This window comes from Halomonas sp. H10-59 (assembly GCF_040070555.1).
GTDB lineage: Bacteria > Pseudomonadota > Gammaproteobacteria > Pseudomonadales > Halomonadaceae > Halomonas > Halomonas litopenaei.
Window position 1 is genome coordinate 2,314,429 of the sequence record NZ_CP098828.1, and the last position, 10,881, is coordinate 2,325,309.

A 10,881-nucleotide genomic window follows, 5' to 3' on the forward strand; every position below is an offset into this window, starting at 1 on the left:
CAATGCCCGGTTTGCGGTGTTGCCAAGGCACAGCTTGCTCGACATGTCGTTTTCCTGCGTAAGCCCTTTCTGAAAACGCCTTTCCCCTGCTGCCCGGGCCCCGTCCCGCCGGTAAGATCCTCCAGATTCGGACTGACGGAATCGTTCAGGGAGGAACCGCCATGCCATCTGCTCCCCATCATTTGCGCGCATTACTGCGTCTTCCATCGGCGCCCACCGAGTGGGCACGTTTGGCAGGAGGGTGCTGAGCATGGACGACCCCTCCTGGTCCTCGTATCGCCCAAGCGACCTGCTGGGTGCCTTTGACGTCACACTGAGTCAGGATCAGCGCCTGCTCAAGTTTCATCTGGCGGGGCAATCGCTGATCCCTCATCGCCTGGTCGGTGAAGAGGCCATTTCGCGCCCCTTCTGCTACACCCTCGACGTGATCTCCCAGCGCGGCGACATCGAGCTCAAGTCGCTGATCGCCCAGCCGGCACTGATCGAGATCCGCCAGGCCGACGGCGGCTACCGGCCGCTCTCTGGCCTGGTCGACACCGCCGCCCTGCTCGGCGAAGACGGTGGCGTCTACTACTACCAACTGGTGCTGGTGCCCTGGCTATCCCTCTTGAGCCTCGGTCGTGACAGCCGCATCTTCCAGGACAAGACCGTCATCGAGGTGATCGAGGCGGTGTTCCAGGGCCACGAGATCGCCAAGGGGCGCTACCGCTTTGATCTTCGTCGCGACTACCCCGCGCGCAGCTACTGCGTGCAGTACCGAGAGAGCGACTTCCACTTCGTCAACCGGCTGATGGAACAAGAAGGACTGTTTTTCTATTTCAGCCATGGCGAAGGCGATCACTGCCTGGTGGTCACCGACAGCGTAGATACCTGCCCAGCGGTCACCCCCCAGGCCATCCGCTTCCATCGCCAGGCCGCCACCGAGGCCGAGGACGCACTGACCCAGTGGGGTGGGCACCGTCAGCAGCAGCCCACCCGCGTAAGCCTCGCCACCTTCAACTACAAGCAGCCTCGCCACCCCAGCGACATCGCCCAGGACACCATCCGCGACCAGGGCCACCTGCCGGACACCGAGGTCTACGATTATCCAGGCGAGTACTACTACCCGGACCACCGTCGCGGTGAACGACTGGCGGTCAATCGTCTGGAAGCCCTGGAGTCCCGCGCCAAGCGCTTCCATGGTGCCGGTGGCGCCCGCCAGCTTCAGGTCGGTGGCCACTTTACCCTGACCCAGCATGGCCAGCATGAGCGCGGCGACGACAGCGAGCGCGAGTTTCTGGTGCTGGGCCTCACCCTGCATGCAGAGAATGCCCTGCCGGTATCGGCGCATCTGTCGACCCTGCCCGGAAGCTTGCAGGAACAGCTCGATCAGGCGCGTCGCGCCCACGGGCTGGATCTCTCGGATAAAGGCTCCAGCCTCCACCGTGACGATTACCAGCGCGCCGGCACCGGCCACTATCTGGTCGACATCGAGACCCAGCGCCTGTGCCTGCCCTATCGCTCGAGCCTCGACCATCCGCGCCCGGTGATGGGAGGCCCCCAGACCGCCACCGTGGTGGGGCCGGAAGGCGAGGAAATCCACACCGACCGGCTCAACCGGGTCAAGGTGCAGTTTCACTGGGACCGGCTGGGTCACCACGACGCTGGCTCGAGCTGCTGGCTGAGGGTCAGCGAGCCCAACGCCAGCGCCGGCTGGGGCGCGGTCTTTGTCCCGCGCATCGGCCAGGAGGTGATCGTTGACTTCCTCGAGGGCGACCCGGATCGCCCCTTGATCACCGGTCGGGTCTACAACGGCGATGAACGTCCGGAATGGCACTCCAACGGCCTGCTGTCGGGCTTCAAGTCGAAGACCTATCGCGGCGGCAAGTACAACGAGCTGGTGTTCGATGACGCCACCGACCAGGAGCGGGTGCGGCTCAACTCCGAGCACGCCAAGAGCCAGTTGAACCTCGGCTATCTGATCCACCAGCACGGCAATACCCGCGGCGACTTTCGCGGCACCGGCTTCGAGCTGCGCACCGACGCCTACGGCGCCGTGCGCGCCAACCAGGGCCTGTTGGTCAGCAGCTGGGGACAGCTTGGTGCCAACGGTGAGCAGCTCGACATGCGCCCCGCCTGGCGCGAGCTACAAAGCGCCTGGCAGCTTGCCGACAGTCTCAGCGACAGCGCTGTCGACCACGACGCCGAGGCGCTTGCCAGCCGCACCGACCTGCACAAGGCCAGCGACGACGCCCAGGGGCGCCACGGTAGTGCCGACTCTGCCACAGCCTTCGACGGCAGCAGTGCGACAACGGCAAGCAAAGGTGGGCGTGGCGAGGCCGCGCGACTCAAGGAGCCCTGGCTGCAATTGGCCTCCCCGGCGGGCATCGCCATCAGCACCCGCCAGTCCACTCACCTGGCCCAAGGCAAGTCACTGAGCGTCACCGCAAGCGAGGACATCAACCTGGCCGCTGGCAAACGCCTGGTCGCCAGCATCGCCGACCGGCTGTCGCTGTTCGTCCAACGCGCCGGGATCAAGCTGTTCGCCGCCCAGGGCAAGGTCGAAGTGCAGGCCCAGAGCGACGAGATGGCACTGACTGCAGAGAAAAAGCTCAGCATCACCTCCACCGAAGACGCCGTGCACATTGCCGCTGCCGAGGAAGTGCTGCTGACCTGCGGTGGCGGCTATATCCGACTCAAGGGTGGCGACATCGAAATTCACGCCCCCGGCACTATCGACGTCAAGGGCAGCCAGCACCTGTTTGGCGGGCCCACGAGTCTGAGTTATCCGCTGGACAACCTTCCAGAAACCGAACCCTCCAACCTGGATCTTGAACACCTCTATGGCAACGGTCGGCCGGTGCCCGGCGCCCGCTATCGCGCTTTCCTCGCCGATGGCTCGGTACGCCAAGGGGTGCTGGACGCCGCCGGCAAGGCAACGCTGTCTGGGCTGCCTCTGGGGGGTGTCCAGGTCGAGTACTTCCAGGACCCGCGAGAAATCGACAAGCGGCCACAGGCGTGGCCCAGCAAGGTACCGATCAAGCCAACGTATGCCACGACGTCCGGCGATACCCAGGCCGCCGTATCGGGCAGCGCCGGTGGCCTGGGGTCGACCAGCCAACCAGCGCCCAGCCTCCTCCAGTCTCCTGGCTGGGCCGGCGGAACGTCCGGAAGAATGCCAAACACTTCCGGCGTGGGTCTATCGTCGCCAGGTTGGCCCGAGGGGCCTCCGTTGCCAACCATCCCAGGTGACATTCCGAGCGATCTTGCGGGGCGAGTCGAGCAGCAAGCCCGGGCACAACTCGAAAAGATCGCGCAGGAGAAGCTTCAGGAGCAGCTCCCAGGGCTTGGCAATACCGAGCTGTCATCACCCGGCTGGAAGGGTGGCGTCCCCACCAGGCCGACATTCGGCGACCTCAAGGATACCCCTCACGCTCAGGACACCGACCTGACGTCGCCAGGCTGGCCGGGTGGATCACCGAAGAAACGCTCCTGAGTCGACAGGCCAATATCGCCAAGGGGCTCGGTGGGTAGCGGTCAATACCTCACTGAATGCATCAGGGATGGCGCCCTCTTGTGGGGACATAAGGAAGGAAACTTAGCATGGCCGCGAGAACAAGCTGGGGCAACCACGTCATTCCAGGTTTGGACCACGACCCTCTGAAAGAGGCACTCAACCATCGCCGGGTGATCACCGCCGAGCCCTACAGCGAAGGCGAGACCCCGGAAGCCGTGATCATGATGGACGTGGAGGAAGATTCCGTCACGGTACTCGACGTGGTCGTCCAGGCCGCCTACATGCTGCCGGTGGTCGGTAACGTCATGGCCATCGGCGACGTCGCCCGCGACGTGGTTGACCTCGATGGCAACGACGCAGACGGCACGCCGAACTACCAGAACGTCTGGCTCTGGGCGGTGCTGGTGATCGACGCCATCGGTCTGGTGCCCGCCTTCGGCAACGCCTCCCGCCCTGCACGTGCGGGGATCCGCGAAGGCATACAGGCGTTTGCCCGCGGTGAAGGCGTCGACATCGTCGCTCAGATTCTGGTCAACCAGGCCAGCGGTGCGGCGATGGATTTTCTGGCAGAACTCGAATCCAAGCTCGAGGAACAGAAACCGAAGCTGTTGCGCGAAATTGACACCATCGTCGGCAAACTCGCCGAGTTCATCAACAACCCGGTCGATGCCGCCACACAGCTCAAACTGATCGACGATAACCCCGAGTGGTGGAACCTTCTCGAGAAAGGCAAGCGTGTCGTATTCATTGCCTTTGACCGCCTGCTCGAGGCCTTTGGTGACGACCGTCAGCGCCTCATCGCCTTCCTCGGCCAGCTCGGCGGGATGGCCAGGTCCATGGTCAACGCCGGGTTCGAGCGCCTGTTGCCGATGATACGCGACCTGGCCCAGGCGACTCGCCGCCGGTCGTCGCAACGTGGGGACGTCAATCACCAGGGCACCGCCGTCACCGGGCAACGTACGGTCCACTACCTGTCGGCAGACAATCGCCAGACCACCCGCCACGAAGCCGAGCCAAGCGCCACTCCGGCCGGCTGCGTGTGCTCGCTGCATCGCCCCACCCCCACCAGTCCCAACCCCGTGGACTATGTGATGGGTGACGAGAACCTGTGGCACACCGACTTCAGCGTACCGGGGCTGATCGACGTCGAATGGACCCTCTACTACCGCTCCAGCATCGACGAACTCGATGACAGCGAGCTGGGCGCCCGCTGGAGCAGCCCGTTCCATACCCGCTTCGAGGCCCTGGGCGAGCAGTTGACCTTTATCGACAGCCTGAACCGCGCCCTGCCCATCGCCCCCCTCGAGGTCGGCGGAAGCCGCTTCCTGCCGCGTGAAAGCGTCACCCTGGAACACCCCGACAGCGAGCACTACCGGCTTCACTACCTCGACGGCAGTCAGGAGCTCTACCGCCGCATCGGCAAGTCCGGGCGGGGCGAGCGCGTCCACTTCCGCCTGGTCGAGCAGCGCGAGCGCGACGGCCGCGCCCTGCACCTGAGCTATCGCCAGGGCCGACTGGACCGGCTGACCGACGGCGCCGCCCTGCTGCTGCGCTTTCACTACAGCAGCGCGGGGCTGCTGACCAAGGTGGTGCGCCACTATCCCGGTGCAGACGTCGGCAAGGACGGCACCAAACCCAACGACAAAGCCGCCGAGGCGCACGAGCCCGAGGTGCTGGTCCGCTACCTGCACAGCGCCGACGGTGATCTGATCGAAAGTCGTGATATGCGCGGCTACACCCGCGAGTACCAGTACCAGCACCATCTGGTCACCCGCTACACCCACCGCAGTGGCCTGGCGGTGGAGCTCGAGTGGGACTGGCCGGGCAAGGCCCAGGGCGCCCTGCCCGCCGCTCACGACGCGCGCTGCGTACGCAACCGCCTGGAAGACGGCAGCGAGGACACTCGCTTCGAGTACCATCGCGGCCTGTGGTACACCCGCGTCACCGACGCAGACGGCGTGGTGACCTTCTACCGCTACAACTATCACAACCAGATCGAGTCGATCACCCATCCCTTCCACCCGGCGCTGGGCAGCGAGCACTGGCGCTGGGACGAGCACGGCCGGCTGATCCGCCATATCGACGGCGAGGGACGCACCACCCACTATCGCTATGACGACCAGGGCCGGCTGATCGAGACGGTCGATCCCCAGGGCCTGAGCACCCGCATCGACTACGACGACAAGGGCCTGCCGGTGCGCGTCACCGAGCCTGACGGGCGCGAACGCTCGCTGCGCTTCGATGAACGCGGCCTGCCGCTTCAAGAAATCGCCCCGAGCGGGCGTGTCACCACCTTTCGCCACGACGCGCGCGGGCTGCCCACGGCGATGACCGACGCCGCCGGTAATACCTACCAGTATCGCTGGAACGACCAGGGCCGGCTGACCAGTGCCAGCGACTGCTCACGCAAGACCACCCAGTTTCGCTACGACCACCGCGGCTGGCTGATCGAGCGCCGTGACGCCGCCGGGCATCGCACCCATTACACCCGTGACGCCACCGGCCTGCTGTTGAGCGTCGAGCACCCCGACGGCGCCATCGAGCACTTCTCCCACGACGGCGAAGGCCGGCTGACCCAGTATCTCGATCCCACCGGGCAGCGCACCCGCTATCGCTATAACGGCAAGGGCCAGCCCATCGAGCGCCGCGACCCCATGGGCCAGCGTTTCGCCTACCACTACGACCGTCTGCTGCGGCTGTCGGCGCTGACCAATCAGAACGGCGACCGCTGGCAGTTCCGCTACGACGGCGGTGGACGACTGATCGAGGACACCGGCTTCGACGGGCGCACCCGCCACTACCGCTACGACGATGGCGGCGCCCTGATCGAGCGCCGAGAAGGCGACCTGGTCACCACCTTCACCCGCGACGCCATGGGCCGGGTGCTGGAGCGCGAGAGCCAGCGACCGGGCCAGCCCGCGCTGACCACCCGCTACGGCTACGACCCGCTGGGACGTCTGACCCGTGCGGCCAGCCACCACAGCGAGACGCGCTTTCACTTCGACACCGCCGACAACCTGATCGCCGAGGAGCAGCGTCATCAGCTGCCCAACGGCGGTGACTATTCCAGCGTCACCCGCCACACCCACGACGCCCTGGGCAACCGCGAGACCACCACCCTGCCCGACGGCCAGACCCTGGCCTGGCTGCGCTATGGCTCCGGCCATGTCCACGCCATGACCCTGGACCAGCGCGAGCTGATGGCCTTCGAGCGCGACGACCTGCATCGCGAGGTGCGCCGTCACCAGGGCAGCCGCGAGGTCGAATCACGCTTCGACCCGCTGGGACGCCTGATAGAGCAGCACATCCGCACCCTCGAAGCATCCGTCGAGGACCGCCCCCGACACCCCACCGTCAGGCGCCAGTGGCACTACAGCGCCAACGGCCTGCTCAGCCAGGTGGACGACAACCTGCGTGGCACCACCCGCTACGGCTACGACCCGTTGGGCCGGCTGCGCCAGGCAAGCGCCCCCGGCCTCGAGGAAGTGTTCGCCTTCGACCCGGCCGGCAATCTGGTCGATCCCGTGCCACCACAAACAAGAGGCGAAAAAGGAAACGAAGGTACAACCTCCGACGCCACCCGCTGGCGACGCGGGCGCCCCCGCGATCATCTCGACCACGGATCCGAGGAGCGCATTCGCCTCGATTACCCAGGCGCACCGGCCAGCCTGTCGCCGGCCATGGGCAACCTGCTCAAGCGCTACGCCGGCACCCACTACCACTACGACGCCAGCGGCAACCAGACCCGACGCATCGCCGCCAGCGGCGAGACCTGGCACTACCAGTACGACCCCGAACACCGGCTGATCGAGGCCTGCCACTACCCCCATGCCCCCGCCGCGGGCGATGACACCCTGCCGCGCATGCGTGCCCGCTACGCCTACGACGGCCTCGGCCGACGGGTATGGAAAGAGGTGAACCGCCAGGGCCAGCCCAGTGAGCTGACGGTGTTCAACTGGGACGGCGACCTGCTGCAAAGCGAAGAGCACTTTGTCGGTGGCCTGCCGCCGCTGTTTCGCCCCGAACGCCTGGAGCTGGCCCGCGAGAACCCCGAACGGCCTCACTCGCTACCGATCGCCCAGCGCTGCCATCGGCTCGAGTATCCCGGCCTCACCCCCGAGCGGCGGGTGATCTACCTGTTCGAACCCGACAGCTTCGTGCCCGCCGCCAAGCTCGAAAACCGCTTCGAGGCCGTCCACACCCGCAGCGCCACCGGCGCGGTGCTCTACACCGAATACCAGCCAACCGAGCCGACGCTCTACAGCATCCACACCGACCACCTCGGCACCCCGATGGAGCTGGCAGAATGCGACGGTAAGCTCGCCTGGGTCGGCCACTACCGCGCCTGGGGCAAGCTCACCAAGGCCAGTGACGGCCACGGCAACCCCAGCACCACCGACAACCCCCTGCGCTTCCAGGGCCAGTACCTGGATGAAGAAACCGGGCTGCACTACAACCGCCATCGGTACTATGATCCAGAGACGGGACGCTTCACCACCCAGGACCCCATCGGCTTGGCCGGCGGCGAAAATCTGTACATGTATGCCCCCAATCCGACAGGATGGGTGGATCCGCTGGGGCTGAGTCGGTGTTGTGAGGAATCTCGCGGCAGTAGACCGAGGACAAAAACGGCTAGGATCAAAGATGCTCAGTTGCCAACCTCAGGAAGAATTCGATATGTACCTCCAGAGAGTTGGGATGGTTCAACTCCAATTCCAAGGGGCCCCAACCGAGGCTATCTTGATCGATTTGGGAACGAGTGGACTAAAGGCCCTTCTCGAACAGCCGGAGAGCCCTTTGAATGGGATGTCCAGTTATCAAGAACTGGTCGCGAGCAGATAGGATGGACGACAAGAGACGGAACACACGCTAATGTTTCGCTTGATGGAAAAATTACTCACAGGTGATCCAGTTTTGAAAGGAATAGTCAATCTTCATGTTTTTACTGAGGCTGCAGATGTGGAGCAAGCGCGTGCAGCAGGTGATATTCTACTCCAGAAACTAGAGGCGTATGAAGAAATAGAGTTGTGTCGACTAAAAAGGTATTGGAAGATTCCAGAATATTATGAATTCTCGATAGAAATCGGCAGTCCAATTATATCGAAAAACACACCCCAAGAAATATCCAAAATTTTAGGTGGGAGGTGGAAGAAAGCTGGAGATAGCTTGATTCTATACCAAACAAAGGGAAAGCCATTTCCCATGCCAAATATAAAATGGGCCAGCTTAGAGTACATAGATTTATGATTTTACATGTACGCTCCGAATCCGACAGGATGGGTGTATCCGCTGGGGTTGAGTGGGTATTGTGCAAATGTGAATGCTCAGGCAGCTTTAAGAGCTAAGCTATCAGGACTACAAAAAGCACAGCAAAATGCCGCTACAACTCGCACTCTCCCTGATGGAAGAGTACGCTACTACACTCAAGAAGTTCCTGCGCGTACAGAGGGTCCGACTAAGGGGCATTTTTTGTAACAGAGTATAATCAAAATTCTGGTTCGGTGAGGCAATGGATGGAAGGTCTTGATCAGTCTGGATCAGTAATTCGGGTACACCCGAAGAGCATTAATGGGAAGACGTTAGACTCCCAAAGCTCCCAACACTCCCCCCCCCGACCGGCTACGAACTTAAGAACTGGAGCAGAAATGAGTGATTCCCACATTGCGAAGGAGCTCAAAAAAGTATGCCCTGGAAAATACGATGCACATGCTATATCTAGAGCTGCATTTATCATACACCAACAAAGTGATATTTATATATCCTCAAAAACAGAGAACATACTTCTCACATTGATGGCAATGGATATGGGCGAAGAGTTTGAGTTAAGCGAGCAGGAATTCTGTGACCTACTATCCGAGTTGCCAGAAAGTTAGGGATCTGCGAAGTTGGATGTGAATTGTATCACAGAGAGCATCTGTGACATCATGATGTCTCCACCGGCCAACGCACCCGCTATCATCGCACCCGATATCATCCTGGCGCACCGGCTAGCCTGTCGCCGGCCATGGGTAACCTGCTCAAGCGCTACGCCGGCACCCACAACCACTATGACGCCAGCAGCAACCTGACCCGACGCATCGCCCCCAGTGGTGAGACCTGGCACTAGCAGTACGACCCCGAACACTGGCTGATCGAGGCCTGTCACTACACCCATGCACCCGCCGCGGGCGATGACACCCTGCCGCGCATGCAAGGACCAGCCCATCGAACGCCGTGCCCCCATGGTCCAGCTCTTATTATTTATATTCGAGCTACCACTACGACTGCCTGCTGCGGCTCTCGGCGCTAACCAACCAGAACAGCGACCGCCGGCAGTTCCGCTATGACGTCGGTGGATGGCTGATCGCGGACACCGGCGTCGACGGGCGCACCTGTCGCTCCCCAACCAGTCTCGCGCGCACCCTACCCTTACTGGTTTGCCCAAACACAACAACGCCGCTCTCTTGAGCGGCGTTGTTGATTCACCTTTGATCCTGAGGGCGGAACCTCAGTGCGCCAGTCGTCCGGTTGAACGTCAACGGTAGTAGGCGTTGGTGGTGTCGGTGTGGTCGGTGACGTCGCGGATGCCGGCGAGTTCCGGGATGCGCTCCATCAGCGTCTTCTCGACGCCTTCCTTGAGGGTCAGGTCCACCGCGGCGCAGCCCTGACAGCCGCCGCCGAAGGCCAGCACCGCCACCTGGTCGTCGGTCAGCTGCATCAGCTTGATCTCGCCACCGTGGGCCGCCAGGCCCGGGTTGATCTCGCTGTAGAGGATGTAGTTGATGCGATCCTCGAGCGGGCTGTCGGCGTTGACCTTGGGCATCTTGGCGTTGGGCGCCTTGATGGTCAGCTGGCCGCCCATGCGGTCGGCGTTGAAGTCGACCACCGCCTCTTCCAGGAACGGAATGCTGTTGGCGTCGAGATAGACGGCGATCTTGGAAAGCTCCAGGCGCTCGTCGCTGGGCTCTTCCTCGCCCGGCCGGCAGTACGCCAGGCAGGTCTCGGCGTAGGGCGTGCCCGGCTGGGTGATGAAGATCCGCACCGCGATACCTTCGACGTTCTGCTTCTCGAGCAGCTCCGCCAGGTAGTCCTGTGCGCTGTCGGTGATCTGGATATTCTCGCTCATGGGTCTCTCGCTAGTTCGCCCCGCCTGACAGCGGGCGCTGTGGCCCCGCGGGTTTGGTCAGGACCATGGTAAGCGACACCTGCGTCAGACTCAATCCCGAGTATTTTACTCGGATTTTGGTTTCCGCCTGCGCAGGTACGCTGCCCCTGCCGCCAGGCCCGGTGCTTTGGTACCATATGGCCCCTTCGACCGACTCCCGAGACATCGCCGTGTATTCCGGCATGCACATGGGGGTCCTGCCGCGTGGACACAAGCGCTGGCCCATAAAAATTTTATCGTT

General features: G+C 63.0%; 5 protein-coding genes. 4 read left to right on the plus strand and 1 reads right to left on the minus strand.

Annotation, left to right across the window (positions count from 1 at the left end):
- Nucleotides 1–250 precede the first annotated feature (250 nt).
- From tssI to NFG57_RS10050, 4 genes are all read left to right on the plus strand, one after another.
- On the plus strand, nt 251–3,475 hold the full coding sequence (gene tssI / locus NFG57_RS10035) for a type VI secretion system tip protein TssI/VgrG (protein ID WP_348816119.1): 3,225 nt from the start codon (nt 251–253) through the stop codon (nt 3,473–3,475).
- Between the two features lie 107 nt (nt 3,476–3,582).
- Entirely contained in the window at nt 3,583–8,403 is a 4,821-nt protein-coding gene (locus NFG57_RS10040) for a polymorphic toxin type 17 domain-containing protein (RefSeq protein WP_348816120.1), read from the plus strand.
- On the plus strand, nt 8,369–8,743 hold the full coding sequence (locus NFG57_RS10045; RefSeq protein WP_306168751.1) for a hypothetical protein: 375 nt from the start codon (nt 8,369–8,371) through the stop codon (nt 8,741–8,743). Before NFG57_RS10040 ends, NFG57_RS10045 begins: the two co-directional genes overlap by 35 nt.
- A 398-nt stretch (nt 8,744–9,141) precedes the next feature.
- Nucleotides 9,142–9,369: a hypothetical protein gene (locus NFG57_RS10050; RefSeq protein WP_124804743.1), complete on the plus strand. Its 228-nt coding sequence runs from the start codon at nt 9,142–9,144 to the stop codon at nt 9,367–9,369.
- Between the two features lie 641 nt (nt 9,370–10,010).
- Here NFG57_RS10050 and nfuA read toward each other — a convergent pair.
- Nucleotides 10,011–10,601 (minus strand): Fe-S biogenesis protein NfuA, encoded by a 591-nt coding sequence (nfuA, locus tag NFG57_RS10055; RefSeq protein WP_045992189.1) that lies wholly within the window; start codon nt 10,599–10,601, stop codon nt 10,011–10,013.
- Nucleotides 10,602–10,881 lie beyond the last annotated feature (280 nt).

What these genes read in the sequence shown, in the direction of transcription:
- NFG57_RS10050 (WP_124804743.1), top strand. Translation starts at nt 9,142, where the DNA reads ATGAGTGATTCCCACATTGCGAAGGAGCTCAAAAAAGTATGCCCTGGA.
- NFG57_RS10045 (WP_306168751.1), top strand. Translation starts at nt 8,369, where the DNA reads ATGTTTCGCTTGATGGAAAAATTACTCACAGGTGATCCAGTTTTGAAA.
- nfuA (WP_045992189.1), bottom strand. Translation starts at nt 10,601, where the DNA reads ATGAGCGAGAATATCCAGATCACCGACAGCGCACAGGACTACCTGGCG.
- NFG57_RS10040 (WP_348816120.1), top strand. Translation starts at nt 3,583, where the DNA reads ATGGCCGCGAGAACAAGCTGGGGCAACCACGTCATTCCAGGTTTGGAC.
- tssI (WP_348816119.1), top strand. Translation starts at nt 251, where the DNA reads ATGGACGACCCCTCCTGGTCCTCGTATCGCCCAAGCGACCTGCTGGGT.